A 26,139-nucleotide genomic window follows, 5' to 3' on the forward strand; every position below is an offset into this window, starting at 1 on the left:
TTGCGGGTGTAGAGCCGAGCCCGCGCTCGGCTGATTCTCTGAGCCGAGCATGGGCTCGGCTCTACAGGTGCGGGGCGTGCGAACCCCGCGTCTGATCAGAACGCCCAGGTGAACGTCAGCGAGCCATTGCGGCCATCGCCGTAGGCACCGTAGCCGTTGATCTGCGACAGGTACTTCTTGTCCAGCAGGTTGTTGAGGTTGGCCTGCACGCTGAACTCCGGCGAGATGCGGTAACGCACGAAGGCGCTGACCAGCGCGTAGCCGCTCTGTTCGATGCGGCCGTAGGCCGGCACCGGGTAGTAGATGCGGTTCTGCCAGTTGGCGCCGCCGCCGACGGTCAGTGCCTGCAGCGACTGCGGGGTGTAGCTGGTGAACAGCTTCAATGCGGTCTGCGGCAGGTTGGTGTTGATGTCGGCGCCGTTGATGTCCTTGGCCACATAGCGCGACGCACCGAAGGTCGCATTCCAGCCCGGGGCGAGTTCGCCGTTCAGCTCGAACTCGAAGCCGCGGCTGACGGTGCCGCGTGCAGCGCGATAGGCGAACTCGTTCTGGCTGCCCTGCACGGGTTCACCGGTGGCCTGGCCGACGTTGTCCTGTTCGATGCGGAACACGGCCAGCGAGGCGTTCAGGCGGTTGTCGAACCACGCGCTCTTGACGCCCACTTCGTAGCTCTTTCCATCGACCGGATCGAGGTAGCCGCCATTGCGGTCCTTCAGCGTCTGCGGCTGGAAAATCTCGGTGTAGCTGGCGTAGGTCGAGTACGTCCCGTTGATGTCGAAGACCAGGCCAGCGTACGGCGTGGTCACCTTGTGCGCGCGGTCGGCGCCTTCACCCTCGCTCTTCCAGTCGGTGTAGCGTGCGCCGATGATCAGCTTCAGCGGATCGGCCAGCGACAGGCGAGCGGCCGCGTAACCGGCCTTCTGCGTGATGGTGCCCTCGCTGGCCAGGGCCAGCGGGTTCCAGTTCGGCTCACCGATCTTGCCCGTCCAGTTCAGATAGCTGGCGAACGGATCCCAGGGCTGGCCCGGGCCACCGACCTGGTAGTCGCCGTAGTTGGCGTACTCGCGCCTGTTGTAGCTGAGGCCGGCCATCAGCTGGTGCTCGCGGCCAAACAGCTGGAACGGGCCATCCACGTAGCCGTCGACGCCAGTGATCTTGCGCTCGGTGTTGTACAGGCCTGCGGACGGCGAGATGCCCGCGCCAGTGGTCCGGTCGAAGTTCGAGGCGCCCGTGGTCCAGTCGTTGTAGGCGGGGTAGAACAGCTTGTCGTCGGCCCTGGTCTCATCGTGCGTGGCACCCACCTTGAACTTCCAGCCGTTGCTGAAGGCGTGTTGCAGGGTGGCGAAGGCCCGCTTGCTGGTGGTGTCCCAATAGGTCCACTCCGGGCTGGCGTTGAACGATCCGTCGTAGCCGGTGCGCGAGCCATCCGAATACAGCATCGGGAAGCCGCCCCAGGTCGCACCATTGGCGCGCTTCTGCTGGTAGTCGTAGCCCACGCTCAGCTGGGTGCCCGGGGTCAGGTCGGCATCAATGACGGCGTAGCCCAGCGTCTTGCGCTGGTTGTAGCGGTCCATCTGGCCGTCGGTATCCAGGTAGCTGCCGATCACGCGACCGCGCACGCTGCCGCTGGCGTTGAGCGCGCTGCCCACATCCACCGTGGTGCGGGTGCGGCCCCAGCTGCCGACGTTCACCGACACGCTGCCGGTCAGCTCGGCGCTGTCGGCATGCTTGCGGATCAGGTTCACCGAAGCGGACGGGTTGCCGGCGCCGCTGAGCAGGCCGGTGGCGCCGCGCACCACTTCCACGCGGTCGTACAGCGCCAGATCCAGGCCGGAGTCACCGTAGCTCCAGTTCTGCACCATCTGCGTCGGCAGGCCGTCGAACTGGTAGGCGTCGATGTAGAACCCACGCGCGTAGAACTCGGTGCGCTCGCTGTCGGACTGGGTGCTGGTCACGCCGGTGGTGTTGGCCAGCACGTCGATGATGTCGTCGAGCTTCTGATCTTCGATGCGCTGGTGGCTGATGATGCTGACCGACTGCGGGATCTCGCGCGGTGCCAGGTCGAAGCGGGTACCGGCCGAGGTGCGGCGCACCGAATAGCCTTCGGCGCGTTCGCCCTTGACCACGACCTTGTCCAGCGTGGTCGGGTCGGCGGCGGTGTCGGCGAAGGCGGCCGGGGCCAGGGCGCAGAGTGCAACGAGTACGGCAACGGACAGCCGCTGCGGCTGCGGGATACGGAAGGCGGAACAGGTCATGGGGGTCCTGGACGAGCACGCGCGCTCGGCCGGCATCCAGAAGGCGAGGCGCTACGGGTGGGAAACGGGCGGGCAGGCCGTCCTGGCACCACCGGAAACGAAAGAAATGGTAATACGAACTATTCCTATTTACAAATCATGAACGAGGTAGGCACTCACGCGGGCCGCGACGCAGCGCATGGGGTTCAGCGCAGCAGCGGCAGCGGATCGCGCGCGCCATCGGCGCCGTAGATGCCCCAGTGCAGGTGGGGCGGCGTGCCCTTGGCATTGCCGCTGTCGCCTACATGCCCGAGCAGGTCGCCGGCCTGGACCACCTGGCCGCGCGCCAGGCCCTCGGCCCAGTCGTCCAGATGGGCGTAGTAGTAACGTTCGCGCCCGGGCCCGATCACCCAGACCTGGCGGCCACCGAGGCCGCGCTCGCTGACGTCCGCGATGACGCCGGCAGTGACGCTGCGCACCGCGGTGCCGCGCTTGGCGAAGATGTCGATGCCGGCGTGGGAGCGGTCACGGCCACGTGGCGCGCCGAAGGTATCGGCGATCTGCCGGGGACGGACGCCCTCCACCGGCACCGGAAGTTCGGTGGCCGGAGACATCCGCGAGAGTGTCCACAGCAGCTTCGGTGCAGCGGCCCATGGGCTGTTCCACAGCGCCATAGCGGCGACGATGGCGATGGCCAGCCCTAGGCCACGCAGCAGCCAGCGGCGCTGGCGACGGGCGGGGGAGGGCGGTGTACTCATGGTTTCAAAGTGTAGAGTCGAGCCATGCTCGACTGCTGTTGCGTTGCGATCAGAAGGCAGTCGAGCATGGCTCGACTCTACAGGCCTGGCAGCAGCGGCACTTCGAAACTCCGCTTCAACGTCCCCAGTGCCACCGACGTTCTGAAGCGTTCGATGTTGTCATCGCCGCCGAACAACCGCTCGGTAATGGCCTCGTACTCTTCCATCGACGCCGCCGAAAGCAGCAGCAGGAAATCGCCGTCGCCAGTGATCGAGTAGCACTGCTGCACGGCCGGGTCGTCCTGTACGCGGCGCTTGAACGGCGCTACGCGTTCACGCTGCTCGCTGACCACGCGCACCTCGACGATGATGGTCAGTGGCCGCCCGACCTGGGCGGCGGCGATCACCGCCACATTGGCCGCGATCACGCCGCTGTCCTGCAGGCGCTTGATGCGGCGCTGCACGGCCGGTGTGGACAGGTGCACGGCCTCGGCGATTTCGCGCTGCGGCAGGGTGTTGTCCCGTTGCAGCAGGTCGAGGATGGCGCGGTCGAAGCTGTCGAGCACGGGGGCGGTGGCCATGGCGAGCAGAAGTTGCACGAACGGGCCGTCAATTGAGCCAAGTGCTCGGCGCTGGCGCAATAGACTTTGCCCATGCAGACCTCACGACTCGCGCCGATGTTGCCGGCGCTGGCGGTGCTCGGCTCGGTCACCTCGCTGGCCATCGGCACCTCCTATGCAAAACACCTGTTCCCGCTGATCGGCGCGCAGGGCACCAGCGCGCTGCGCGTGGGCTTCTCGGCCCTGTTGCTGCTGCTGTTCTGGCGGCCATGGCGCTGGAAGACCAGCCGCCCGGATGCGATCACCATCCTGCGCTACGGCCTCACCCTGGGCCTGATGAACCTGCTGTTCTACATGGCCCTGCGCACCATTCCCTTCGGCATCGCGGTGGCCATCGAATTCACCGGGCCGCTGACGGTGGCCATGCTGTCGTCGCGACGGCCGATCGATTTCCTCTGGGTGGGCTGTGCGGCGGTGGGGCTGCTGTTGCTGCTGCCGATCGGCGGTGGTCCGGCGCTGGATCCCGCTGGCGTGCTGTATGCGATGGGGGCTGCGGCGTGCTGGGGCCTGTACATCGTGTTCGGCAAGCGTGCCGGCCACCTGCATGCCGGGCATTCGGTGTCGCTGGGGCTGCTGGCGGCGTCGCTGGTGGTGGTGCCGGTGGGCGTGGTGCACGCCGGCGCCGCGCTGCTCGATCCGAAGATCCTGGCCGCCGGGCTGCTGGTGGCGCTGGTGTCCAGCGCGATCCCGATGTCACTGGAGATGATGGCGCTCAAGCGGCTGCCGAAGGAGACCTTCGGCATCCTGATCAGCATGGAACCGGCGGTGGCCGCGCTGTGGGCGATGCTGCTGCTGCACGAGCACCTGCATGGGCTGCAGTGGCTGGCGATCGGCTGCACGGTGCTGGCCTCGGTGGGCAGCACGACGACCGCGCGGCGCCTGAAGGCACCCGTCACCGCCTGAAAAAAAGGGGACGGAGGGGATTAAGTCGTTTATGCCCCGATTTAGGGGAGCGCCGGGCGGCGCCCGGCGCAGAGCGTGCGGACCAACGGTCCGCACCTACCGTAACGGCGGGTCAGCGCAGGGCGTCGGCCGGGACGTCGATCTGCATCGCCAGGGCGAGGTGATCGGAGAACGCGGCTGGTACGGCTTCCACGGTACGAGTCTGCAGGCCACTGCTGACCAGGATGTGGTCGATGGCGCGGTCGGGGCGCCAGCTGGGGAAGGTCGGCACGATGCAGCCCGGGGGCTGCAGCCGGGTCTTCTGGTACAGCACCTGCATTTCCGGGCGTTCGGCCAGGCAGTTGAAGTCGCCCATCAGCACCGCGTTGGGGTGGTCGGACAGCAGCTCGGCGATGAAGCCCAGCTGCGACATCCGCGAGCCCGCGCCCAATGACAGATGCGCCACCGCCACCGCCAGGCCATCGGTACCATCGCCGAACTTGGCCAGCAGCACGCCGCGCCCGCCGATGCGGCCGGGCAGGGCATGGTCCTGCACTTCCACCGGTTCCAGCTTGCTCAGCAGGCCATTGGCACTGGATGCCACGCCGCCCATGCGCCGGTTCGGCTGGTGGCTCCAGTAGTTGAAGCCGGCGCGCTGGGCCAGGTAGTGGGTCTGGTTGGTGAAGCCCGAGCGCAGGCTGCCCGGATCGGCCTCCTGCAGGCCGACGATGTCATGGTCGCGCGCCAGGGTGGCGATCGCGTCCAGGCTGCTGCGCTTGCGCCCCGCCGGCAGCGCATGTGACCAGCTGCGGGTCACATAGTCGCTGTAGCGGCGAGTACTTGAGCCGGCCTGGATGTTGGCCGTCAGCAAGCGCAGGGTCCGTGTACGGGGGGAATTCACGGCCGGGAAATGCTTCTCTTGGATCAGTGAGCCTGGGCCGCACCGCGTTCGCGGGCGATCAGGTGGTCGGCGATGCGCAGCATGTCCGGGAAGCTCTTGCCCTTCACCAGGTACTTGCCGTTGACGATGATCGACGGGGTGCCGCTGATCTGGCTGCGCTGGGCGAACTGCTTGGCCGAGTTGGTCTTGGCGTTCACCGCGAAGCTGCCCATGGTGGCGGCGAACTGCTTCGGATCCACGCCATAGGTGGCGTAGAACTTGGCGATGTCTTCCACCGAGTCACGGCCGCGCTCGCCCTTCAGGGTCTTCTGCGAGTGGATGGCGGCGTACAGCGCTTCGTGGGTCTTCTCCTGCACGCCCAGGGTCTGCGCGGCGTAGAAGGCACGGGCGTAGTCATCCCAGGTGCCGCCGAACATGGCCGGCACGTAGACGAAGTTCACGTCGCTGGGCAGGCCGGCCTTCCACGGGCCGACCAGCGGCTGGAATGCGGCGCAGGCCGGGCAGACGTAGCCGAAGATCTCGGTCACTTCGATCTTGCCGGCAGCCGGCTGGAACGGCTGGCCGTTCGGGATCACCTGGTAATCGGCGCCTTCCACCGGGGCCGGGCCGGTCAGCGCGGCGGTGGTCGGGGCCGGCGCCGCGGCGGGGGCGGCTTCGGCCGGGGCCTTTTCGCCTTCGGCGGCAGCCGGAGCGGTGCCTTCGCTGCCCGTGGCCGGCGCAGCGGCCGGTTCGGCGGTGGCCGGGGCGGCTGCCGGTGCGGCCGGGGCCGCGGTGGTGTTGGTGCTGCCGTCATCAGCCTTGCAGGCAGCCAGGATCGGCAGCAGCGCTGCGAGGGCGAGGGCGTAACGGATCTTCATGGAAACGTCTCCAGCATCTGGAAAGGTGGGGGCCGGCGCCAGGCGCCAGCCAGGGGGAAATGATGACATGCGGCGGCGACAGCGCCGTGTCGAGGGTGGGCGTTGGTTCAGCGGCCGCGGGCGGCGCGGGCCTGCGCGATCAGCGCCGAGGCGATGCGCAGCTGGTCGTCGAAGCTGTTGCCCCGCACCAGGTACTGGCCGTTGATGATGATGGCCGGGGTGCCCGGGATCTTGGTGCGCTGGGCGAACGCGCGCGCGGCCTCGACCTTCTTCTGCACGGCATCGCCGCGCAGCGCCTGGAGGTAGCGGTCCGGGGTCACGCCGTAGGCCTTGTAGAACGTGGCGAGCTCATCGGCCGAGACGTTCTGCATCGGCAGCGATCCCTGCTCGTGCAGGGCCTTGAACACGGCAGCGTGGCTGCGCTTGGCCACGCCGACTTCGTCGGCGGCGTAGTAGGCCAGTGCCCAGGCATCCCAGGCGCCACCGAAGGCGGCCGGGACCGGGGTGAAGCGCACGTCGGCCGGCAGCTTGGCCGCCCAGGCTTCCAGTTGTGGTTCGAAATGGGCGCAGTGCGGGCAGGTGTAGCCGAAGACCTCGACCACCTCGATCTTGCCGGCCAGCGGCTGGAACGGGCCCGGCTGGGCGATGCGCTCGTAGTCTTTGCCCTCGACCAGCGGGGCATTGGCGGGGGTGGCGGCGCAGGCTGCCAGCGGCAGCAGCACCAGCACGGACAACAGCAGGCGGGAAATCAACCTCATCGACACGCATCTCCGTTGAAAAAAGCAACGCCGGCGCGGTCGCCGGCGTGAAGGAAACATACCGCAGCCGTGGGCCGGCGTCGCGGCCCGGGCCGACCAGTGGTGGTCAGGGGGCGGCAGCCGGTTGCGTCGGCGTGGCCGCAGCGGCTACATCGTCGGCCTTGTTGTGCAGGCCCTGCAGGTAGCTCGACAGCGCCTGCACCTCCTGCTCGCTGAGCTTCTGCGCGACCGTGGCCATGATCTGGAAGTGCGCCTTGTCGGTCTCGTTGGTCTGGCCGGCCTGGTACTCCTGCAGGCGGCGCGCGACATAGCTGGCGTGCTGCCCACCGAGGTGCGGATAGGCCGGGCCGGGATTGCCGGCACCGCTGGGGCCGTGGCAGGCCATGCAGGCCGGCAGGCCGCGCTTGGCATCGCCGCCGCGGTACAGCTGCTGGCCGATCTCGTAGAACTTCATGCCCTTGTAGGGGCCATCGGTCACTGCCGTGTCATCGGCGATGCCGGCGTTGGCCTTCTGCGTGGCGAAGTAGGCGCCGATATCGCGCATGTCCTGCGGGGTGAGGTTCTGCACGAACGGCACCATCGCCACCGCCGCGCCGGAACTGCGCTGGCCGTTGGCGATCAGGGCCATCTGCTGGGCCACGTAGCGCTCGCTCTGGCCGGCAATGGACGGGTACATCTCCACCGTGGAGTTGCCGTCGGCACCATGGCAGGCCGCGCAGGCCGTCGCCTTGGTCTGGCCGGCCTTGGCATCGCCCCAGTGGGTCTTGCTGAAGTCCACCTCCAGCGAGGCGGTATTGATCGGCCCGTTGTCGGGCAGCGGGGTCAACGTGGTCTGCGCGAACGCAGCAGCGGCAACGACTACAGCAGTGGCAAGGGCGGATACGGCAAGAACGCGAGCGTGGCGCATGCTGAAGCTCCGTATGGACCGGGCCGGACGGTGGCCGCCGGCATCGCCCGGATTATCAACGGCGTTTCCGCGCACGGTCAACGCAGCAGTGCAGCAAAATGGCCGCAGCGGCCGCCGGCACGGGCGCGCGGCGCCGCAACATGCGATCCTAGGCACATGTCATTGCTCATCGAACGCGCCCGTTACCACCTTTCGGCCCACAACGTGCGGCAGCTGCCGCCCGACGAAGGGGCTGAAGTGGCCTTCGCCGGCCGCTCCAACGCCGGCAAGTCCAGCGCGCTCAACGCGCTGACCCGCCAGAACGCCCTGGCCCGTGTCTCCAAGACCCCCGGCCGCACCCAGCAGCTGGTGTTCTTCCAGGTCACCCCGGAAGCGCATCTGGTCGACCTGCCCGGTTACGGCTACGCCAAGGTGCCGCTGGACCTGCAGGCGCACTGGCAGGCCTTCATTGACAAGTATTTCCGCACCCGCGAGGCCCTCAAGGGCCTGGTGGTGGTGATGGACATCCGCCACCCCCTGAAGGACTACGACCGGCAGATGCTGTCCTATGCCGTGCAGCGTGGCCTGCCGGCGCACGCGTTGCTGACCAAGGCCGACAAGCTCAGCCGCAGCCAGCAGATGCAGTCCCTGCAGAAGGTGCGCAAGGAGCTGCAATCGGCTTACGGTGACAGCGTCAGCGTGCAGGTGTTCTCCGGCGAAGACCGTACCGGCGTGGACGAAGCCCGCGGCGTGATCGGCGGCTGGCTGGGGCTGGAATAAGGCTCTCCGGTCGCCCGGCTGGCAGCCGGGCGCTACCCGATCGGGTGGGTGCCGACCTTGGTCGGCACACCCTCACAACGGCGAATACTCCGCCGGCACCCACGCATAGGCCTGGCCCTCGCCACGCACATGGCCCAGGCCCGGGAACGGCAGGTGCGCACCGGCCACCCACCAACCGTTGGCGGTGGCCTGCTGCAGCAGCCCGCGACGGCTGGCGATGGCCGCCTTGCGGTCCGAATCGGCCTCGAATGCCGCTTCCGGGTGCGCGAACTGCACCGCATGGAAGTGCAGCACATCACCCCACACCAGCAGTGACTGGCCCTGGCTGTCGAACCGGTAGGAGACATGGCCGGGGGTATGGCCGTGGGTGTCCATCGCCACCGCGCCACCGGGCAGGGCATCGCCGGGGCTGAACGTGCCCAGGTGGCCGCTGGCCTGGTAGGGCGCGACCGCGTTGCGTGCCAGCGGGAAGGCGAAGCGCACGCCCTTCGGCGCCGTGGGCTCGCTGGCCGGGCTGAGCCAGTAATCGGCATCGGCCTTGGACAGCCACACCGTGGCATTCGGGTAGGCCGGCTTGCCCTGCGCGTCGAGCACGCCGCACAGATGGTCCGGGTGGGCGTGGGTCAGCAGCACCTCGTCCACCTCGGCCGGGTCCACGCCGGAGGCGCGCAGGTTGCCCAGCACCTGGCCCAGGCCGGGGCCGAAGCACTGCGCGGTGCCGGTATCGACCAGGGTCAGGTGGTTGCCCTGGCGCACCAGGAAGGCGTTGATCGCGGTCTGCAGGCCCTTCTTGTCTTCCGGTACGTAGCGGCCTTCCAACAGGCGGCTGACCAGTGTCGGCGGCACGTCGACCACTTCCTGCCGGCCCAGCGCGACCACGCCGTCGAACAGGGCGGTGACCTGCAGCGCACCAACGCGCTGGTGGTAGACGCCGGGCACCTGCTGGGTGGGAGCGGGCGAGGTGGCTTCGGCCAGTGCAGCCAGCGGCAGGGACGACAGGGCCAGCAGCAGGGCGCCGCGCAGCGGCAGGGGACGCAGGATCATGGCGGTTCTCGGTGGATGACGGGCGGTTCCGTTGTGCCCAGCGTGCCGTGGCCGGCGTGTGCACGGCGCTCAAACCACTGCGCGGAATGCTCAGGGAAGGGGGGCTGCAGGGCTGCGCCCTGCACCCGCAGAGGCAACGGCAACGGCCGAAGCAACAGCAACAGCGACAGCGGGCTATCTGGGATGGCGGGGTGGGTCCGGTTGCGGGAGACGCCGTAAACCCCGCTCCGCGGTCCGGCCCAGTCGCTGGCGGCTGGGCGTTCGGGCGCTTGCGAAGCAGTGCTTCGCAAGCAAAGCGCCCTCACCCATGGGGGCTTGGCCGCGGCATCCATGCCGCGGACACTCCCGCAACCGGACCCACCCCGCCTTCGACAGTTTTCCGCGATCTGTCAGCTCGCGGGGTCAGATCCGTTTTCCGCAGGAAAACGGATCTGACCCCAGATCGATTTCGATATCTGACAGATGTGTCGACCAAGGTCGACACCTACCAACAGCCGCCGGAATCTGTCGAAGGCGGGGCACTGTGGGTTGGCGGGGTGTGAGCCGCATGGATGCGGCGACCAAGCCCCCATGGACGGGTTTACGGCGTCCCCGCAAACCCACAGTGCCCCGCCATCCCACGGGATGCACGCTATTGCTGTTGCTCTTGCTCTTGCTTCGGCAGGTGCAGGGCGCAGCCCTGCCGAACCCCCTCAAATGTCTGTCGGAGCCAGCCCGTACTGCTCGGCGAAGCGCTTGCTGAAACTGGCCGCAGACCGGTAGCCCGCGCGTGCGGCCACGGTCTTCAACGGCAGGTCGGTGGTGTAGAGCAGCTGCATGCCATGCGCCAGCCGGGCCTCGGTGAGCAGCTGGCGCAGGCTGGTGTCCTCGGCCGCCAGGCGACGGCGCAGGGTCGCGCCGCTCAGCGCGAACTGTTCTTCCACATCGCGTGATTGCCAGTCGCGTGCTGGTTCGGCGGCGATGCGGTCGCGGATCTGTTCGCCCAGGCTTGGCGCCTGCGGCAGCAGCAGGTTGCCGTGGCCCTGTCGGCACAGGGTCAGCACCAGCGAGGCCAGGGCCAGCCGCGCGTCGCTGTAACGGCCGTCCTGCAGCGATTGCCGCCACTGGCGCAGCACCGCGCCATGGTCGATCAACGGCAGTCGCGCCATCGCCTGGCCGGGGGCGGGAAGCTCTTCATTCCAGAGCGTACGCGCCGCCGCCAGCACTTCGGTGCAGAGCGGCACGATGGCACTGAGGTAGCGGCCGCTGCAGGGATCGGGGGTGTTGACCACGTCGATGCGGCACCGCTGGGTCAGCAGCAGGATGTCGCCGGGAACGAACGTCAGCGACTGGTGTGCGGTACGTACCTGCTTGCGGCCTTCCAGCAGGATCGCGAACTGCGGTTGCGGAACCTCCACCGAGCTGGCGCCATGCTCGCGGCGTGCGGTGATGCAGGCATAGCCCTCGGCGCGCCCGCAGCCGGCCAGGCTGGCCATCTCGGCCAGCAACGCAGTGGCCGCTGGCAGCATGCCGGTCATGACACCTGGGCACCGAACAGGCGACCGACGCCGGCCGCCGCAGCCATCGCCAGCGCGCCCCAGAACATCACCCGGACCGCGCCGCGTACAGGCGGTGCGCCCCCGGCCTGGGCCGCCACCGCGCCGGTCAGGCACAGGCCGAGCAGGGTGCTGGCCGTGGTCATCAACGCAACCTTGTCGGTCGGCGCGAGCAGGGCGGTCAGCACCGGCAGCGCCGCACCGCAGGTGAACGCACCGGCCGAGGCCAGCGCCGCCTGCAGCGGGCGCGCGCGCAGGGTGTCAGTGATGCCCAGCTCATCGCGGGCGTGGGCACCCAGTGCATCGTGGGCGGTAAGCTGTTCGGCCACCTGCCGGGCCAATGCAGGCTCCAGGCCGCGGTGGCGGTAGATCGCGGCCAGCTCCTCCAGTTCGCTGTGCGGGTCTTCGCGCAGCTCGCGCTTTTCCATTGCCAGGTCGGCCGCTTCGGTGTCGGCCTGGGTCTGCACCGACACATACTCGCCGGCGGCCATCGACATCGCGCCGGCCACGGTGCCGGCCACGCCGGTGGCAAGGATAGTGGTGGCGGAGGCGCCGCTGGCCGCCACGCCGACCACCAGGCCGGCCACCGAGACGATGCCATCGTTGGCCCCCAGCACGGCGGCACGCAACCAGCCGACGCGCTCGGAGCGGTGCAGTTCGGGGTGTCGCGAATGACGGTTCATGACGCCAAGTGTACGAGGGTCAAGAGGGCGTCGGTAGGATGCTGAAACCCGTCACCGTCGCATGACGCAACGGGGTGCCACGCTATAGTGCGCCCTTGCGATGGAAGGCCGCGAGCCCCACATCCCCCGCCACCGTCCAGCGAGCCTTCCCCTTGTCGAGCCCCAGCCACGTCGCCGATACCCCCATTACCGACCGCTCGCAGCTGGTGGAGGTGATCGCCTCCGGCGAGAAGCCCCGCGCGCAGTGGCGCATCGGCACCGAGCACGAGAAGTTCGGGTTCCGCCTGGATGACCTGCGCCCGCCGACCTTCGAGGGCGAGCGCGGCATCGAAGCGTTGCTCAACGGCCTGGTCCGCTTCGGCTGGGAGCCGGTGCAGGAAAACGGCAACACGATCGCGCTGCTGCGCGACGGTGCCTCGGTGACGCTGGAACCGGCTGGACAGCTGGAACTGTCCGGCGCGGCGCTGGAGACCATCCACCAGACCTGCGTGGAGACCGGCACCCACCTCAACGAAGTGGCACAGGTGGCCGGCGAACTGCAGCTGGGTTTCCTCGGCATGGGCTTCCAGCCGAAGTGGAAGCGCGATGAAATGCCCTGGATGCCGAAGGGGCGCTACAAGATCATGCGCTCGTACATGCCCAAGGTCGGTTCGCTGGGCCTGGACATGATGACCCGCACCTGCACGGTGCAGGTGAACCTGGACTACGCCACCGAAGCGGACATGGTGAAGAAGTTCCGCGTGTCGCTGGCGCTGCAGCCGATCGCCACCGCGCTGTTCGCCGATTCGCCGTTCACCGAAGGCAAGCCGAACGGTTACCTGAGCTACCGCTCGCACATCTGGACCGACACCGACGCCGACCGCACCGGCATGCTCGACTTCGTGTTCGAGGATGGTTTTGGTTACGAGCGCTATGTCGACTACCTGCTCGACGTGCCGATGTATTTCTCCTACCGCGATGGCATCTACCACGACGCCAGCGGGCAGAGCTTCCGCGATTTCATGCAGGCCAGGCTGCCGGTGCTGCCGGGTGTGCTGCCGACGCTGCGCGACTGGTCGGACCACATGACCACCGCGTTCCCGGAAGTGCGCCTGAAGAAGTACCTGGAAATGCGCGGTGCCGATGGTGGCCCGTGGAGCCGCCTGTGTGCGCTGCCGGCATTCTGGGTGGGCCTGTTGTATGACGACACCGCACTGGATGCCGCCTGGGACCTGGTACGCGATTTCACCTTGGCCGAGCGCCATGCACTGCGCGACGGCGTGCCGAAGCATGCGATGAACCTGCCGTTCCGCAATGGCACGGTGCGCGACCTGGCCCGCGAAGCGGTGAAGATTTCCGTCGAAGGCCTCAGGCGCCGTGCGGCGCGCAATGCCGACGGCCAGGACGAGAGCAAGTTCCTGGACGTGCTGCAGGAGATCGTCGAATCCGGCCTGACCCCGGCCGAGCGCAAGCTGGCGCTGTTCCATGGCCGCTGGCACGGCGACGTCGATCCGGTGTTCCGCGAGTTCGCGTACTGAGTGGATTGCGGTAGTGCCGGCCGCTGGCCGGCAGATGTATGGGGTTGCCGGCCAGCGGCCGGCACTACCAGAAGAAAAACCCCGGCATTGCCGGGGTTTTTCTTTTTCGCATCTGCCCTGGATCAGGCGGCGTTCTGCATCGTCGCCATGTCGATCACGAAGCGGTAGCGCACATCGTTCTTCGCCATGCGTTCCCAGGCTTCGTTGACGTTCTTGATGTCGATGATCTCGACGTCGCTGACGATGCCGTGCTCGGCACAGAAGTCCATCATTTCCTGGGTTTCGGCCATGCCGCCGATTGCCGAGCCGGTCAGGTGCTTGCGGCCGAAGATCACGCTGCCGCCGGTCAGCGGCGGGTCCAGTTCGGTCAGCACGCCGACCAGGCACATGGTGGCCTCGCGCTTGAGCAGGCCCATGTACGGGTTGGTGTCATGGCCGACCGGGATGGTGTTGAGCAGGAAGTCGAAGCTGCCGGCGTGCGCCTTCATCTGCGCGGCATCGCGCGAGACCAGTACCTCATCGGCGCCCAGGCGCTTGGCATCGGCACCCTTTTCCGGCGTGGTGGTGATCATCACGACGTGCGCGCCCAGTGCCTTGGCGAACTTCACGCCCATGTGGCCAAGGCCACCGAGACCGATCACGCCCACCTTCTGCCCCGGGCCGACCTTCCAGTGGCGTAGCGGCGACCAGGTGGTGATGCCGGCGCACAGCAGCGGGGCGGCCGCCTTCAGGTCGAGGGTGTCGGACACCTTCACCACGAAGCGCTGCTCGACCACCACGTGGTCGGAATAGCCGCCGTAGGTCGGCGCGCCGGTTTCGCGTTCACGGCCGTTGTAGGTCCAGGTCGCGCCTTCGGCGCAATATTGCTCCAGATCGTGCTCACAGGCGTCGCAGTGGCGGCACGAGTCGACCATGCAGCCGACGCCGGCGTGGTCGCCGACCTTGAAGCGGGTGACGTTGCTGCCGACTTCGGTCACCCGGCCGATGATCTCGTGGCCCGGCACCATCGGGTAGATCGAGCCACCCCAGTCATCGCGGGCCTGGTGCAGGTCGGAATGGCAGATGCCGCTGTAGAGGATCTCGATGCGCACGTCGTCCGGGCCGACCGCGCGGCGTTCGAACTCGTACGGGACCAGCGGGTCGGTATGGGAATGGGCGGCGTAACCACGGGCGAGGGACATGGGGAATCCTTGGCAGGGTTTATCGAAAGGCGTTTTACAATACGCCCCGCAACCAGCAGCAAGAAGCGCGGATATCGGCATGATTCATCAAGTGAAACTGCACAATCGTGGCCACTGACAACCTCTCCCACCTGGCCGCGTTCGCCGCGGTCGCCCGCCACCGCAGCTTCCGCCGTGCCGGCGCCGAGCTGGCGCTGTCGACCTCGGCGGTGAGCTACGCGATCCGCGCGCTGGAGGAACGGTTGGGGGTGGGCCTGTTCCATCGCACCACCCGCAGCGTGGCCCTGACCGAGGCCGGGCAGCGCCTGCTGGAGCGCCTGCAGCCGGCGTTGGGGCAGGTGCACGACGCACTGGAAGAAATGAACCACTTCCGCGCAGCCCCGGCCGGCCTGCTGCGCATCAACGCCACCCGCGCGGCGGTACCGACCCAGTTGGGGCCGAGGCTGGCGCGCTTCCTGCACGCCCATCCCGACGTGCGGGTGGAGCTGACCGAAAATGACGGCCTGGTCGACATCGTCGCCGAGGGCTACGACGCCGGCGTGCGCCTGCATGAGTTCGTGCCGGAGGACATGGTGGCGGTGCCGATGGGGCCGCCACTGCGCGGGCTGATCGTCGGCTCGCCGGACTACCTGCGGCGTCGGCCGGCACCGCAGCATCCGCGCGACCTGGCCGCGCACGAATGCATCCGCTTCCGCTTCGCCAGTGGGCACCTGTACAAGTGGCAGTTCGAGCGCGATGGGCAGGCGCTGGAGATCGACGTGCCCGGGCGGTTGACCCTGTGCGAGCAGGGCACGATCGTGCGCGCCGTTCTGGATGGCATCGGCCTGGCGTACGTGCTGGAAGACACGGCAAGGCCGTACATCGAATCGGGGCAGATGGTGGCGGTGCTGGAAGACTGGAGCGAGCCGTTTGCCGGCTTCGCGCTGTACTACCCGAAGCAGCGGCAGATGCCGGGCGCGTTGCGTGCGTTCGTGGATATGTTGCGCGAGTGAGTTGCGATGGATGACGTGGTGCCGACCAACGGTCGGCACCCACCGGGGCAGGCCATTGCCAACCAACGGTCGGCACCTGCCGGGGCAGGGCGTTGCCGATCAACGAATCGACATCGGCCGGTAGATCCACGCCATGCGTGGATGGCACCACGCTACGGCCCTTGCAACACCGGCGCCAACAACGCCACGCACTCACGCAGATGCATCTCCACCGGCGCATCCTCGGCCACCACGCCGATCACGCGTTCGCGCAGCGGCTCGGCCACGGCCATCGCGAGGATCAGCCGCGCCATGCATGCGGAATCTCCCTCGCGCAGCAGTCCACGCTGCTGCTGACGTGCCAGCCAGTCGGCCAGCAGCGCACGGCCGCGTTCGATGCCGTTGTCGAGGTAGGCCTGCAGCAGCGCGTCCTTGCCGGGGAAATCGGTGGCCAGCAGGCGGAACACCTGCACCGCCTGCGCCGATAGCGCCTGCGTGCACACCGCGTGCAGGATGTCCTGCAGCAACGGCACGACCTCTTGGGCATTGCGCGCATCACGCTGCAGCTGTGGCGCGAAGCCGTCGGTCCACTCACGCACCGCCAACCCGACCAGCTCCTCGCGGTTGCTGGCATGGCGGTACACGGTCTTCTTCGCCACCCCGGCGTGCGCCGCCACCGCTTCAATGGTGGTGGCCTCGTAACCCTGTGCCAGCAGCAGCTCCAGCGTCGCCTGCAGCACCGCGTGGCGGACTTCGGCTTCCGGTCGCGCAGGGCGGCCACGGCGGCGGGTCGGTGATGTGGGCGCGGGCAGGGTGGTGCTGTTCATTGCGCCCATCTTACCGCATCCGGTTAATTGCGAAACGGAAAGCGTTTCCGTATTTTCGGGTCTCCCAACCCGTAGGAGACCCCCATGGATACCGCTGTGAACGCTCGCCCCTGGCTGGACCACCACGATCTGCTGGACCCGGCGCCGATGCATCTGGAAACCGGCATCCAGCGCCGCGAAGACGGCACGCTGCTGGTGGCGGTGCGCACCGATCTGCACGGCTGCAAGGGCCGCATGCTGGACTGGTGGTTCACCTTCTTCGAGACCACCCAGCACATCCGCTGGTGGCATCCGGTCGATCATGTCGAGCATCGCGGCTGGGACGCGGCCTGGCAGCGCGGGCGCAGCTACCACGGCGCCAGCATCCATGCGGTGGAATCGCTCGCTGACATTCCGCCGGTGGCGGCGCGCCTGAAGTTCCATGACCCGCGCACCTTGCTGGTGCCCGAACGCCTGCAGGCGGCACAGGATGCAGGCCATGTATCGGCGGTGATCGCCGCGCGCATCGGCTTCGGTGATCACGTGCGTCTGGATGTACAGGGCGATCCCTGCGATGGGCAGATGCTGCATGTGGCGCGCGATACGCCGTTTGGCTGCGTGCTGCGCAGCCGCTTCGTGCTCGGCCTGGACAGCGCCGATCCGCGTCGCGATGCCGGCGACGCGGTCGGCCTGGGCCTGCTCAGGCACTGCTATACGGAGTTCAGTTTCCTGTCGCGGCTGCTGCCTTCGCTGTACTACGGCGAGCGCGCCAACGGCGAAGCAGTGCCGTTGCCGTGGTGAACGGCGCGCCGGTCATTCAACCAGCGCATCGTAGCCTTCGCCACTGAACTGGATCAGGCAGAAGCCATGCCCGAACGGATCGGCCAGTACGGCGATGCGTCCCCAGCGACGCTCGCGCACGGACTGCTCGAGTGTCGCCCCGGCCGCAACTGCACGTGCCAGCGCGGCTTCAATGTCATCCACCACCCAGTCCAGGTGCAGCGGCGTCCAATGACGCTCGTAGTCGCGCACGTCGCCGTCTTCCGTGGCGGCGCTGCCGGCGTCGTTGTGCAGCAGGTAGAGCGGCGTTGGCCCACCGAGCAGCTCCACGGCGCCCGGGCCGAGACGGCGGCCGATGCGCAGGCCGAAGGCCCGGAGGTAGAAGTCTTCGGCGGCGGCCAGGTCGGGCACGTCCATGTTGACGATGAAGCTGTGGGCAGTGGCGTTCATGGTAGCGATGGGCGGCATCCGGTGGTCGCAGTCTAGTCCTGCCGCGTGGTGCTGCCGGTTCATCTCCTGCGCGGATTCGGGCAAGCTGGGCGGTCTCGATCGACAAGGACATCCATGAGCGCGCTATCCAGCATCGAACAGGCCACCGGCCAGACCTTCCCGCCCCTGTTCAAGCAGTTGCATGCAGCGGGTCGGTTGAGCTGGGGTGCTCCCCATCCGGAATGGTCCGAGGTGGTATTCCCGGCGCTGCAGGCAGAACCGCCGGTGCTGCTGTACGCCCAGGACTATGAGCCGTTGGAACACGATGAACTGCTCGAGGCGTGGCAGGAGCTGACCGCGGAGGATCATTACAATCCCCTGCGCACTGACCTGCAGTTGCTGCCCTTTGCGCGGACCGGCGCGGGTGACAGTTACTGTTTCTGGAGCAACGCGCCCGGTTTCAGCGAACCGCCGGTGGTGATGGTGTGGCATGACGACGACCGTGCCGACGTGCTGGCCGCCAGCTACCAGGATTTCGTGTTCCGCAAGATGGTCGAAGCGGTTGCCGACTACCAGCGGCCGTACACACTGCTGTCGCAGGGCGAGCTGGCCGGGAATCTGCAGCGCTGGCTGCAGACTCACCATTCCTTCCTGCGCGGCGACCAGTACGCGGCATTGCAGCGGCTGTTCGCCCGCGTTGACGATATTGAAGAAGGGAACTTCAGCGAAGACGAGGCACAGGCCATCGTCGCTGAAGTGATCGGCTTCGAGCGGTTGGACGAGTCGTTCGCCTACGTGCGCGAGGACGCCTGAGGGCTGGGGTCGGATCCGGGCGCAGCGTGGCTCTGACTCCTTGTTCGCCGAACAGGGGTCAGAGCCCTTTCCGTTGGAAGGGGATCCGACCCCGTGCGGGCCCCGTGCGGGATCAGCCTGCGGCCGGGTAATCGAGATAGCCCGCCTCGCCGCCCCCGTAATAGGTGCTGCGGTCGGGCGTGGCCAACGCGATGTTGCGCTGCAGGCGTTCGACCAGATCCGGGTTGGCGATGAACGGCTGGCCGAACGCGGCAAGGTCGATGGTGCCGGCCTCGACCAGCTGCAGGGCGCGTTCGCGGGTCATGCCGCCGGCCAGGATCACGGTGCCACCGTAGGCCTGCTTGAACTGCTGCAGGAAGGCCTCGCCCAGCACCGACTGGCCCGCCTGCTGGTTGTCGTTGAGATGCACATAGGCCAGGCCGCGCTTGCCCAGTTCCTCGGCCAGGTACAGATAGGTAGCTTCGTTGTCGGGGTAGAACGGCATGTCGAAGGTGAGATTGTTCGGTGCCAGGCGCACGCCGATGCGCTGCGCACCGATGCGCTGGGCCATCGCATCGACGGTGTCCAGGATCAAGCGCGCGCGGTTGGGCAGCGAGCCGCCGTAGTGATCTTCGCGCTGGTTGATGACCGGATTGAGGAACTGTTCGAACAGGTAGCCGTTGGCGGCATGCAGTTCGATGCCGTCGAAGCCGGCGGCGATGGCGTTCTCTGCGCCGCGCACGAAGTCGTCGACGATGCCGGGGATCTCTGCGGTCTCCAGTGCACGTGCCGGGGTGGGATCGGCGTGGCCGCGGCTGCCATCGCCCAGGTACACGAACGAGGTGTTCTTCGGTGCGCTGGCCACCGGGCGGGTACCGGCGCTGACCGGTTGCCCACCGTCGGGCTGCAGCGAGGAATGCGACATGCGGCCGACGTGCCAGAGCTGGGCGAAGATCGTGCCCTGTGCGGCATGCACCGCCTCGGTGACGAGCTTCCACCCGGCCACCTGCTCGGCCGACCAGATACCCGGGACGTCGATGTAGCCCTGGCCCTGCGGCGAGACCGGGGTGCCTTCACTGATGATCAGGCCGGCGCTGGCGCGCTGCCGGTAGTACTGCGCGGTGAGTTCGTTGGCGACCGCACCGGGGTTGCGGGCGCGGGTCATCGGGGCCATCGCGATGCGGTTGCGCAGGGCGGTGCCTGCCAGATCGAAGGGGCGGAACAGGGCGGCGATCATGTCGGTCATCTCGGTGTGGGGGAAGGCGCCAGCGGCGCGATGCACACAGGATGGAGTTGACATGCGGACGCATAAAGCGCTTCGATCTCCCTGGGCGCGGGACTATTTGTCCCCAATGGAGCGCGATAGATGCTGCCGCTGGAATCGTTGAATGGCCTGGTGACCTTCGTTACCACGGCCCGCTCAGGCAGCTTCACCGAGGCTGCCGACGCGCTGGGCATCTCGCGCTCGGCAGTGGGCAAGGCCATCGCCCGGCTGGAAGCGCGGCTGGGCGTGCGCCTGTTCCACCGCACCACGCGGCGCATCGCGCTGACCACCGATGGCGAGGCGTACTACGCATCGTGTGCGGCGGCGCTGGAAGAAATCTCCGCCGCCGAAGCCTGCCTGGGGTCGGCCGGCCTGCCCAGCGGACGGCTGCGCATCGACATGCCGTCCTCGTTCGGGCGGCTGGTGGTGCTGCCCGTGCTGCTGCGCCTGTGCCGGCAGTACCCGGACCTGCAACTGACGATGACCTTCACCGATCACTTCGTCGATCCGGTCGAAGAGGGCATCGACCTGCTGATCCGCTTCGGCGGGTTGCACCAGGCCGAGCACCTGGTCGCGCGCCGGCTGGGTCGCCAGCGCCTGGTCACCTGCGCATCGCCGGAGTACCTGCAGGCGCATGGCGTGCCAGCGACCGTGGAGGAACTGGCGCAGCATCGCAGCATCGTCGGCTTCCGCCATGGGCAACCGGTGGCGTGGCGGATTGGCAGTGATGACGCCGAGGGAACGTTCATCCCGAACGCGGCCTACCAGCTCAACGATGGTGACGCAGTGATCGATGCGGCCATCGCAGGACTGGGCATCTGCCAGATGCCCGTGTCACTGGTACGCCGACATCTGGAATCCGGCGCGCTGCGCTCGGTGCTGGATGCGCACATGCAGCGGCATATCGACATCCATGCGTTGTGGCCACCGACCCGGCACCTGCGGCCGAAGGTGCGCTATGTGGTGGATGAGCTGGCGCGGCTGGCGGGTGAGGGCTTGTTCGATTGAACCGGCGCGATTGAGCGGGATGGTTGCCCGTGTATACTATCCCCCAGTATAGTTTCGAGGTGGCCTGGTCATGCCGCACTCCCCCGAAGAGAAGAAGAAGGTCCTGGCCCGCGTGCGCCGCATCCGTGGCCAGTGCGATGCGCTGGACCGCGCGCTGGAAGCTGGCGCCGACTGCGGGCCGGTGCTGCAGCAGATCGCCGCCATCCGTGGCGCGGTCAACGGCCTGATGTCCGAGGTGATGGAGGCCCATCTGCGCGAGGAGTTCGGGCAACCCGCCGCCTCCGATGAACAACGCGCCGAACGCGTGCGCGACATGAGCGCGTTGATCCGTTCATACCTGAAATAAACGACGGCGCAACATGGCGCCGCCCATCCTGTCATTGCCTGTCTCTGGAGAGTCCACCATGAAGTCCCGTGCCGCCGTCGCCTTTGGTCCCGGCCAGCCGCTGCAGATCGTCGAGATCGACGTCGCCCCGCCGAAGAAGGGCGAAGTGCTGGTGAAGATCACCCACACCGGTGTCTGCCACACCGATGCGTTCACGCTGTCCGGCGATGATCCGGAAGGCCTGTTCCCGGTGGTGCTGGGCCATGAAGGCGCCGGCATCGTGGTTGAAGTGGGCGAGGGCGTGACCAGCGTCAAGCCGGGCGACCACGTGATTCCGCTGTACACCGCCGAGTGCGGCGAGTGCCTGTTCTGCAAGAGCGGCAAGACCAACCTGTGCGTGGCCGTGCGCGCGACCCAGGGCAAGGGCGTGATGCCCGATGGCACCAGCCGCTTCAGCTACAACGGTGAGCCGCTGTACCACTACATGGGTTGCTCGACCTTCAGCGAGTACACCGTGGTGGCCGAAGTGTCGCTGGCGAAGATCAATCCGGAAGCAAACCCGGAACACGTCTGCCTGCTCGGCTGCGGCGTCACCACCGGCATCGGCGCGGTGCACAACACCGCCAAGGTGCAGGAAGGCGACAGCGTGGCGGTGTTCGGCCTCGGCGGCATCGGCCTGGCGGTGATCCAGGGCGCGCGCCAGGCCAAGGCTGGCCGCATCATCGCGGTGGACACCAATCCGTCCAAGTTCGAACTGGCGCGCGAATTCGGCGCCACCGACTGCATCAACCCGAAGGATTTCGATAAGCCGATCCAGCAGGTCATCGTCGAGATGACGACCTGGGGCGTGGACCACAGCTTCGAGTGCATCGGCAACGTCAACGTGATGCGCGCGGCGCTGGAATGCGCGCACCGTGGCTGGGGCCAGAGCGTGGTGATCGGCGTGGCCGGTTCGGGCCAGGAGATCTCCACCCGTCCGTTCCAGCTGGTGACCGGCCGCAAGTGGATGGGCACCGCCTTCGGTGGCGTGAAGGGCCGCAGCCAGCTGCCGGGCATGGTCGAGGATGCGATGAAGGGCGATATCGAACTGGCCCCGTTCGTCACCCACACCATGGAACTGGACAAGATCAACGACGCCTTCGACCTGATGCATGAAGGCAAGTCGATCCGTTCGGTGGTCCACTACTGAGCCGCGGCGTGGGCTGGTTCGACGCCCTGCGCAGGCCGCGTGCGGAGGACCCACGCGCGGCCCTGGTCGACCCGATCGAGCAGGCGCTGCGCGCGCTGGGCTGGGTCGAGGGCGGCGTGGGTCCACCGCGCGTGGTGGACTCGCCCTTCGGCATTGATGAAATGCCGTTCGAGCACTGGCTGGCACAGGTATTCCTGCCGCGCCTGCACGAAGCCCGCGCCGACGGCCAGTGGCCACCGCGCAGCGACGTGGCGGTGGCGGCGTACCGCAACCTGGACGGCCAGCCTGGCGTCGAATCGTTGCTGCGCCTGCTGGCACAGCTGGATGAACTGATCAACCAAGGCGTCCACGCCGGGCGTGGATAAGCCGACCAAGGTCGGCATCTACCAGAAGCACGCGTGCGCTGACGCGCCGCGCAGGAGAGCACCATGGAACGCATTGAACACCGCGCCTGTTTCGGCGGCTGGCAGGACGTCTACCGCCATCATTCGACCACGCTGGGCTGCGACATGCAGTTCGCCGTGTACCTGCCGCCGCAGGCGGAAACGCAGACGCTGCCGGTGCTGTACTGGCTGAGCGGACTGACCTGCACCGAGCAGAATTTCATCACCAAGGCGGGCGCGCAGCGCTATGCGGCCGAACACGGCGTGATCATTGTCGCGCCTGATACCAGCCCGCGCGGTGATGACGTGGCCGATGCCGAAGGCTACGACCTGGGCAAGGGCGCAGGGTTCTACCTCAACGCCACCCGTGCACCGTGGGCGAAGCACTTCCGCATGCATGACTATGCAGTGCACGAGTTGCCGGCGCTGATCGAAGCGGAGTTCCCGGCGACCGGCGCACGCGGCATCAGTGGGCACTCGATGGGCGGCCACGGTGCGCTGGTGATCGCGCTGCGCAATCCGGGGCGCTACCGCAGCGTGTCGGCGTTCTCGCCGATCGTCGCGCCCAGCCATGTTCCGTGGGGGCAGAAGGCCTTCCACGCCTACCTTGGCGACAACCCGGCCGACTGGGCGCAATGGGACGCCTGCGCATTGATTGCCGCGGCCAGCGAGCGCCTGCCGTTGCTGGTCGACCAGGGCGAGGCGGACGAGTTCCTGCAGACCCAGCTGCAGCCGCAGCGCCTGCAGGAGGCCTGCGCCGCTGCCGGCCATCCGCTGACCCTGCGCCTGCAGCCCGGCTACGACCACAGCTACTACTTCATTGGCAGCTTCATCGGCGAGCACATCGCCCACCACGCCCGCGCCCTGCACGGCTGAGCCCCCGGGAAAAAGGGGACGGAGGGGATTAAGTCGCATTTGCCGCTGTGCCGCAAACGACTTAATCCCCTCCGTCCCCTTTTTCAGCGATGGATCACACCCTCGTGGCGCCGCCCCGCGCTATCGTGCGCGTAGACGGCCTTGCGGATCGGGGGATGCATGCCGGTAGTGCTGGCGCTGCTGTATGTGCTGTGCCATGGCCTGGTGCTGGCCTTGTGGCCTGGTCCGGCCGGGGTAGGCTCCTTCGTTTTCCTGACCGGTGCCCCGTTGCTGGCGGCGGCCGCCTGCCTGTGGCGGGCCCGCCGCGACCGCGCGGCACTGGGGTGGCGCGCCACGGCATTGGCGCTGCTGCTGTGGGCCGGCGGCATGGCGTTCAACATGATCGACGCCCTGGGCGCCGGGCGTGCCGATTTCACCCCGCGCGCAAGCCTGTTCCTTTACGTGCTCTACGGTGTGCCCCTGGTGTTCATCCTGGCCAGGGCGCGCCGGGAACGGGTCAGCATCAGCCTGATCGATGCGGCCATGGCGGCGCTGCTGGGCGTGCTGTTCTTCGTGCACGCGCAGTCGTTCGCCGCCCGCGTTGACATCGACGACCACGCGTTGTCCAACATGCAACGCATGTTCGATATCCAGAACCTGTGCATCGCCGTGTTCGCGGTGGTGCGCTGGCTGGCCGGCGACGTTCCCGAGCGGCGTACCTTTTTCCGCGCGCTGGCGATGTATGCGGCGACCTACCTGTTGGTGGCGTATTACATCAACCACTACACCTCCGGTGATGCGTTCGGTGCCTATGCCGATCTGCTGATCGACCTGCCGTTCCTGCTGCTGGCGCTGCTCGCACTCAGCCAGGCACCGGCGCGGGTCCTGACGCCGCATCCGCGGATGGCGCGCACGGTGCAGGCGGCGGGCCCGATGATCCTGCCGCTGCTGCTGCTGGTGGTGGGCACCCTGGTGGTCGACCATGCCCGGCCCCTGGCCGTGAGCGGTTTCGTGGTGGCGACGCTGGGGTTCGGCCTGCGCAGCATCCTGCTGCAGGTGGACCTGATGGAACGGCAGGCCTCGCTGGACCAGCTGGCGCGCCAGGATGGCCTGACAGGCGTGGCCAACCGGCGCGAGTTCGACGCGCTGCTGCTGGCCGAGTGGAATCGCGCACGGCGCAGTGGGACCGAGCTGGGCCTGCTGCTGTTGGATATCGATCATTTCAAGGCCTTCAACGACCGCCACGGCCATCCCGCCGGCGACCGCTGCCTGCAGGCCGTGGCAGCGGTACTGAAGGCGAGCGCCGGTCGCGCCGGTGACAGCGTCGCACGTTATGGCGGCGAGGAATTTGCGGTGATCGTGCCCGGAAGCGCGCTGTCGGGCGTTCTGGCGCTGGCCGAGCGCCTGCGCCAGGCGGTGGAAGCGCTGCCGTTGCCGGAAGGATCGGTCAGTATCAGCATCGGCGTGGGTTACCTGCATCCGCCGGCTCTGGCCAGTGCCGATCAGTTGCTGGCAGACGCCGATGCCGGCCTGTATGCCGCCAAGCGGGCTGGCCGCAACCAGGTGATCCTGCATGCGCACGTGCTGGATGACGAGGGCAGCACGCACGGAACGATGGACTGCTGAGCAGCTCTCTGCATGCGATCACACGGGGGGCGCGACGGCTTATCGCTGCCGCAACCAGCCGGTCGGTTCGAGCAGCCTCAGCCCGACCGGGGACAATGAGCGCTGCCGCAACGGCAGGCGTGCCGCCTGCACGGCCATTGCACAGCGCGCCAGCTGCCGGCGCAACGGTGCCAGCGTGTCGTCTTCGCGGGGCCGCGCATGCCGCCATTGTGCGATGCGCAGCAGGCAGACCAGCAGGTCCAGTTCGCTGGCGGCAATGAAGGGGGAGCCGGCGGGCAACAGGTCGATCGATGCCGCCGGCGCGGCCAGCAGCGGCAGCAGGCCGATGAAGGCGTCGCAGCCCTCCCGGCCAAGCCCGAGTCCGCTCAGCTGGGCAAGGCCATCGGCCTGCAGATCGGGGTCGCGCAGCTGGCGTATCGCGCCCAGCAGCGCCTGTTCGCCCCGGCCGAACTGTCGACCGAAGGCGCGGTAGTTGACCCGGGTGGGAAACAACGGGGAACGGGAGGCCATGGTGGCTAGGGCTGTGGGTCGCGGGTTTCCACCAGCACCGGACAGGGCGCGTGGTCGATGGTCCATTGCCCGATCGAGGGCTCGAACAGGCGTTCCAGCCGGGACAGGTGGCGATGGCCGATCACGATCAGGTCGCACTCCAGGCGCCGGGCCTGCTCGCTGATCACTTCGCCGGGATCGCCGGAGGGGATCTGCGCGATGGCATCGACGCCGCGCTCGCGCAGTTCGGCCAGGGCTTCGGCCAATACTGCCTCGGCGCGGGAGCGCTGGCGGGCGGCTTCCGGATACTCGGTGCGATCGGCTTCGCTGGCATCGGCCGCCAGCGCGAATTCGGGGTCGAGCACGCACAGCAGGTGCAGGCGGCTGTGGGGGCCGGCGATGGCGGCGGCCAGGTCCAGCACGCGTGCGTGCTGGGGGCCACCATCCAGGGCGACCAGCAGGGTAGTGAACATGGATGTCTCCTTGGCGGGACGGGGATGGTCGCCGATGTCACCGCGCGCACCCATGCCGTGCGCGGCAGTCAATGAATGCGTCGAACGCAATCCACGGTGGTCGCAAGTGCCGTAGAGTCATCTGATTTGCTGGA

Annotated in this window: 28 protein-coding genes; 12 read left to right on the forward strand and 16 right to left on the reverse strand. The window is 67.8% G+C overall.

Annotated elements, in window-relative coordinates; all coding sequences use genetic code 11:
- Window positions 1–95: 95 nt before the first annotated feature.
- The 3 genes from fhuE to E5790_RS13250 all read right to left on the reverse strand — a co-directional run bounded on the left by fhuE (window position 96) and on the right by E5790_RS13250 (window position 3,552).
- On the reverse strand, window positions 96–2,255 hold the full coding sequence (fhuE, locus tag E5790_RS13240) for a ferric-rhodotorulic acid/ferric-coprogen receptor FhuE (RefSeq protein ID WP_111205677.1): 2,160 nt from the start codon (window positions 2,253–2,255) through the stop codon (window positions 96–98).
- Between the two features lie 185 nt (window positions 2,256–2,440).
- Window positions 2,441–2,992, reverse strand: coding sequence for a M23 family metallopeptidase (locus tag E5790_RS13245; protein WP_111205678.1), 552 nt, complete (start codon window positions 2,990–2,992; stop codon window positions 2,441–2,443).
- A 77-nt stretch (window positions 2,993–3,069) separates the two neighbouring features.
- A complete protein-coding gene (locus E5790_RS13250) occupies window positions 3,070–3,552 on the reverse strand; it encodes an Lrp/AsnC family transcriptional regulator (RefSeq protein ID WP_111205679.1) in 483 nt (160 codons plus the stop codon).
- A 72-nt stretch (window positions 3,553–3,624) separates the two neighbouring features.
- Here E5790_RS13250 and E5790_RS13255 point away from each other — a divergent pair, with 72 nt between their 5' ends.
- Window positions 3,625–4,494 (forward strand): EamA family transporter, encoded by an 870-nt coding sequence (locus E5790_RS13255; RefSeq protein ID WP_046432514.1) that lies wholly within the window; start codon window positions 3,625–3,627, stop codon window positions 4,492–4,494.
- A 112-nt stretch (window positions 4,495–4,606) separates the two neighbouring features.
- Here the strand turns inward: E5790_RS13255 and E5790_RS13260 are convergent, their stop codons facing one another.
- From E5790_RS13260 to E5790_RS13275, 4 genes are all read right to left on the reverse strand, one after another.
- Window positions 4,607–5,344, reverse strand: coding sequence for an endonuclease/exonuclease/phosphatase family protein (locus E5790_RS13260; RefSeq protein WP_021202520.1), 738 nt, complete (start codon window positions 5,342–5,344; stop codon window positions 4,607–4,609).
- 53 nt (window positions 5,345–5,397) lie between these two features.
- The gene (locus E5790_RS13265) at window positions 5,398–6,231 is read right to left on the reverse strand and encodes a thiol:disulfide interchange protein DsbA/DsbL (RefSeq protein WP_049440671.1); all 834 of its coding nucleotides are present in this window, start codon (window positions 6,229–6,231) and stop codon (window positions 5,398–5,400) included.
- Window positions 6,232–6,338: 107 nt separating this feature from the next.
- Window positions 6,339–6,989 carry a thiol:disulfide interchange protein DsbA/DsbL gene (locus E5790_RS13270; RefSeq protein WP_032960695.1) on the reverse strand — a complete coding sequence of 217 codons (651 nt, stop codon included), beginning with the start codon at window positions 6,987–6,989 and terminating at the stop codon, window positions 6,339–6,341.
- A gap of 106 nt (window positions 6,990–7,095) precedes the next feature.
- A complete protein-coding gene (locus E5790_RS13275; protein ID WP_014648400.1) occupies window positions 7,096–7,896 on the reverse strand; it encodes a c-type cytochrome in 801 nt (266 codons plus the stop codon).
- 156 nt (window positions 7,897–8,052) lie between these two features.
- Here E5790_RS13275 and yihA point away from each other — a divergent pair, with 156 nt between their 5' ends.
- Window positions 8,053–8,655 (forward strand): ribosome biogenesis GTP-binding protein YihA/YsxC, encoded by a 603-nt coding sequence (yihA, locus tag E5790_RS13280; RefSeq protein WP_005411022.1) that lies wholly within the window; start codon window positions 8,053–8,055, stop codon window positions 8,653–8,655.
- 72 nt (window positions 8,656–8,727) lie between these two features.
- Here yihA and E5790_RS13285 read toward each other — a convergent pair whose 3' ends face one another.
- From E5790_RS13285 to E5790_RS13295, 3 genes are all read right to left on the reverse strand, one after another.
- Complete coding sequence (locus E5790_RS13285; protein WP_111205680.1) at window positions 8,728–9,699, reverse strand: MBL fold metallo-hydrolase; 972 nt, start codon at window positions 9,697–9,699, stop codon at window positions 8,728–8,730.
- Between the two features lie 692 nt (window positions 9,700–10,391).
- Window positions 10,392–11,216: an AraC family transcriptional regulator gene (locus E5790_RS13290; protein WP_069117884.1), complete on the reverse strand. Its 825-nt coding sequence runs from the start codon at window positions 11,214–11,216 to the stop codon at window positions 10,392–10,394.
- Window positions 11,213–11,917 carry a VIT family protein gene (locus E5790_RS13295; protein WP_014648397.1) on the reverse strand — a complete coding sequence of 235 codons (705 nt, stop codon included), beginning with the start codon at window positions 11,915–11,917 and terminating at the stop codon, window positions 11,213–11,215. The genes E5790_RS13290 and E5790_RS13295 overlap by 4 nt, the downstream gene beginning before the upstream one ends.
- Before the next feature lie 152 nt (window positions 11,918–12,069).
- Here E5790_RS13295 and E5790_RS13300 point away from each other — a divergent pair, with 152 nt between their 5' ends.
- Complete coding sequence (locus tag E5790_RS13300; RefSeq protein ID WP_111205457.1) at window positions 12,070–13,434, forward strand: glutamate--cysteine ligase; 1,365 nt, start codon at window positions 12,070–12,072, stop codon at window positions 13,432–13,434.
- Window positions 13,435–13,556: 122 nt separating this feature from the next.
- Here the strand turns inward: E5790_RS13300 and E5790_RS13305 are convergent, their stop codons facing one another.
- The gene (locus E5790_RS13305) at window positions 13,557–14,615 is read right to left on the reverse strand and encodes an NAD(P)-dependent alcohol dehydrogenase (protein ID WP_014648395.1); all 1,059 of its coding nucleotides are present in this window, start codon (window positions 14,613–14,615) and stop codon (window positions 13,557–13,559) included.
- Between the two features lie 107 nt (window positions 14,616–14,722).
- Between E5790_RS13305 and E5790_RS13310 the strand changes: the two genes are divergently transcribed.
- Window positions 14,723–15,607 (forward strand): LysR family transcriptional regulator, encoded by an 885-nt coding sequence (locus tag E5790_RS13310; protein ID WP_014648394.1) that lies wholly within the window; start codon window positions 14,723–14,725, stop codon window positions 15,605–15,607.
- Window positions 15,608–15,759: 152 nt separating this feature from the next.
- Here E5790_RS13310 and E5790_RS13315 read toward each other — a convergent pair whose 3' ends face one another.
- Window positions 15,760–16,422, reverse strand: a complete 663-nt coding sequence (locus E5790_RS13315) for a TetR/AcrR family transcriptional regulator (protein WP_049440662.1) — start codon at window positions 16,420–16,422, stop codon at window positions 15,760–15,762.
- A gap of 75 nt (window positions 16,423–16,497) precedes the next feature.
- Here E5790_RS13315 and E5790_RS13320 point away from each other — a divergent pair, with 75 nt between their 5' ends.
- Window positions 16,498–17,193: a hypothetical protein gene (locus E5790_RS13320; RefSeq protein WP_049440661.1), complete on the forward strand. Its 696-nt coding sequence runs from the start codon at window positions 16,498–16,500 to the stop codon at window positions 17,191–17,193.
- A gap of 12 nt (window positions 17,194–17,205) precedes the next feature.
- Here the strand turns inward: E5790_RS13320 and E5790_RS13325 are convergent, their stop codons facing one another.
- Entirely contained in the window at window positions 17,206–17,622 is a 417-nt protein-coding gene (locus E5790_RS13325; RefSeq protein WP_111205473.1) for a VOC family protein, read from the reverse strand.
- Between the two features lie 114 nt (window positions 17,623–17,736).
- Here E5790_RS13325 and E5790_RS13330 point away from each other — a divergent pair, with 114 nt between their 5' ends.
- A complete protein-coding gene (locus E5790_RS13330) occupies window positions 17,737–18,414 on the forward strand; it encodes an SMI1/KNR4 family protein (protein ID WP_111205458.1) in 678 nt (225 codons plus the stop codon).
- A 112-nt stretch (window positions 18,415–18,526) separates the two neighbouring features.
- On the opposite strand, the gene E5790_RS13335 is transcribed toward E5790_RS13330, so the two are convergent.
- Window positions 18,527–19,630: an alkene reductase gene (locus tag E5790_RS13335; RefSeq protein ID WP_111205474.1), complete on the reverse strand. Its 1,104-nt coding sequence runs from the start codon at window positions 19,628–19,630 to the stop codon at window positions 18,527–18,529.
- A 129-nt stretch (window positions 19,631–19,759) separates the two neighbouring features.
- On the opposite strand from E5790_RS13335, the gene E5790_RS13340 reads away from it, so the two are divergent.
- The 6 genes from E5790_RS13340 (at window position 19,760) to E5790_RS13365 (ending at window position 25,043) form a co-directional block, all read left to right on the forward strand.
- Entirely contained in the window at window positions 19,760–20,665 is a 906-nt protein-coding gene (locus tag E5790_RS13340) for a LysR family transcriptional regulator (RefSeq protein WP_111205459.1), read from the forward strand.
- A 70-nt stretch (window positions 20,666–20,735) separates the two neighbouring features.
- On the forward strand, window positions 20,736–21,011 hold the full coding sequence (frmR, locus tag E5790_RS13345; protein WP_005411009.1) for a formaldehyde-responsive transcriptional repressor FrmR: 276 nt from the start codon (window positions 20,736–20,738) through the stop codon (window positions 21,009–21,011).
- Window positions 21,012–21,069: 58 nt separating this feature from the next.
- Window positions 21,070–22,179, forward strand: a complete 1,110-nt coding sequence (locus E5790_RS13350; RefSeq protein WP_049440659.1) for an S-(hydroxymethyl)glutathione dehydrogenase/class III alcohol dehydrogenase — start codon at window positions 21,070–21,072, stop codon at window positions 22,177–22,179.
- A gap of 8 nt (window positions 22,180–22,187) precedes the next feature.
- Entirely contained in the window at window positions 22,188–22,544 is a 357-nt protein-coding gene (locus E5790_RS13355) for a YqcC family protein (protein WP_049440658.1), read from the forward strand.
- Between the two features lie 63 nt (window positions 22,545–22,607).
- On the forward strand, window positions 22,608–23,438 hold the full coding sequence (fghA, locus tag E5790_RS13360) for an S-formylglutathione hydrolase (protein WP_111205460.1): 831 nt from the start codon (window positions 22,608–22,610) through the stop codon (window positions 23,436–23,438).
- Between the two features lie 159 nt (window positions 23,439–23,597).
- Window positions 23,598–25,043 (forward strand): GGDEF domain-containing protein, encoded by a 1,446-nt coding sequence (locus E5790_RS13365; protein WP_049408786.1) that lies wholly within the window; start codon window positions 23,598–23,600, stop codon window positions 25,041–25,043.
- A gap of 39 nt (window positions 25,044–25,082) precedes the next feature.
- Here the strand turns inward: E5790_RS13365 and E5790_RS13370 are convergent, their stop codons facing one another.
- A complete protein-coding gene (locus E5790_RS13370; RefSeq protein ID WP_111205461.1) occupies window positions 25,083–25,553 on the reverse strand; it encodes a hypothetical protein in 471 nt (156 codons plus the stop codon).
- A gap of 5 nt (window positions 25,554–25,558) precedes the next feature.
- A complete protein-coding gene (locus E5790_RS13375; RefSeq protein ID WP_046432504.1) occupies window positions 25,559–26,005 on the reverse strand; it encodes a universal stress protein in 447 nt (148 codons plus the stop codon).
- Window positions 26,006–26,139 lie beyond the last annotated feature (134 nt).

The sequence above is a fragment of the Stenotrophomonas sp. PAMC25021 genome (assembly GCF_004795795.1).
Lineage (GTDB): Bacteria > Pseudomonadota > Gammaproteobacteria > Xanthomonadales > Xanthomonadaceae > Stenotrophomonas > Stenotrophomonas muris.

Bases quoted from the DNA above. Each gene is read 5' to 3' on its own strand.
- E5790_RS13315 (WP_049440662.1), bottom strand. From the start codon at position 16,422: ATGGGCGCAATGAACAGCACCACCCTGCCCGCGCCCACATCACCGACC.
- E5790_RS13245 (WP_111205678.1), bottom strand. From the start codon at position 2,992: ATGAGTACACCGCCCTCCCCCGCCCGTCGCCAGCGCCGCTGGCTGCTG.
- E5790_RS13325 (WP_111205473.1), bottom strand. From the start codon at position 17,622: ATGAACGCCACTGCCCACAGCTTCATCGTCAACATGGACGTGCCCGAC.
- fghA (WP_111205460.1), top strand. From the start codon at position 22,608: ATGGAACGCATTGAACACCGCGCCTGTTTCGGCGGCTGGCAGGACGTC.
- yihA (WP_005411022.1), top strand. From the start codon at position 8,053: ATGTCATTGCTCATCGAACGCGCCCGTTACCACCTTTCGGCCCACAAC.
- E5790_RS13265 (WP_049440671.1), bottom strand. From the start codon at position 6,231: ATGAAGATCCGTTACGCCCTCGCCCTCGCAGCGCTGCTGCCGATCCTG.
- E5790_RS13340 (WP_111205459.1), top strand. From the start codon at position 19,760: ATGCTGCCGCTGGAATCGTTGAATGGCCTGGTGACCTTCGTTACCACG.
- E5790_RS13330 (WP_111205458.1), top strand. From the start codon at position 17,737: ATGAGCGCGCTATCCAGCATCGAACAGGCCACCGGCCAGACCTTCCCG.
- E5790_RS13305 (WP_014648395.1), bottom strand. From the start codon at position 14,615: ATGTCCCTCGCCCGTGGTTACGCCGCCCATTCCCATACCGACCCGCTG.
- E5790_RS13365 (WP_049408786.1), top strand. From the start codon at position 23,598: ATGCCGGTAGTGCTGGCGCTGCTGTATGTGCTGTGCCATGGCCTGGTG.
- E5790_RS13320 (WP_049440661.1), top strand. From the start codon at position 16,498: ATGGATACCGCTGTGAACGCTCGCCCCTGGCTGGACCACCACGATCTG.
- E5790_RS13285 (WP_111205680.1), bottom strand. From the start codon at position 9,699: ATGATCCTGCGTCCCCTGCCGCTGCGCGGCGCCCTGCTGCTGGCCCTG.
- E5790_RS13250 (WP_111205679.1), bottom strand. From the start codon at position 3,552: ATGGCCACCGCCCCCGTGCTCGACAGCTTCGACCGCGCCATCCTCGAC.
- fhuE (WP_111205677.1), bottom strand. From the start codon at position 2,255: ATGACCTGTTCCGCCTTCCGTATCCCGCAGCCGCAGCGGCTGTCCGTT.
- E5790_RS13375 (WP_046432504.1), bottom strand. From the start codon at position 26,005: ATGTTCACTACCCTGCTGGTCGCCCTGGATGGTGGCCCCCAGCACGCA.
- frmR (WP_005411009.1), top strand. From the start codon at position 20,736: ATGCCGCACTCCCCCGAAGAGAAGAAGAAGGTCCTGGCCCGCGTGCGC.
- E5790_RS13290 (WP_069117884.1), bottom strand. From the start codon at position 11,216: ATGACCGGCATGCTGCCAGCGGCCACTGCGTTGCTGGCCGAGATGGCC.
- E5790_RS13335 (WP_111205474.1), bottom strand. From the start codon at position 19,630: ATGATCGCCGCCCTGTTCCGCCCCTTCGATCTGGCAGGCACCGCCCTG.
- E5790_RS13255 (WP_046432514.1), top strand. From the start codon at position 3,625: ATGCAGACCTCACGACTCGCGCCGATGTTGCCGGCGCTGGCGGTGCTC.
- E5790_RS13295 (WP_014648397.1), bottom strand. From the start codon at position 11,917: ATGAACCGTCATTCGCGACACCCCGAACTGCACCGCTCCGAGCGCGTC.
- E5790_RS13270 (WP_032960695.1), bottom strand. From the start codon at position 6,989: ATGAGGTTGATTTCCCGCCTGCTGTTGTCCGTGCTGGTGCTGCTGCCG.
- E5790_RS13370 (WP_111205461.1), bottom strand. From the start codon at position 25,553: ATGGCCTCCCGTTCCCCGTTGTTTCCCACCCGGGTCAACTACCGCGCC.
- E5790_RS13350 (WP_049440659.1), top strand. From the start codon at position 21,070: ATGAAGTCCCGTGCCGCCGTCGCCTTTGGTCCCGGCCAGCCGCTGCAG.
- E5790_RS13275 (WP_014648400.1), bottom strand. From the start codon at position 7,896: ATGCGCCACGCTCGCGTTCTTGCCGTATCCGCCCTTGCCACTGCTGTA.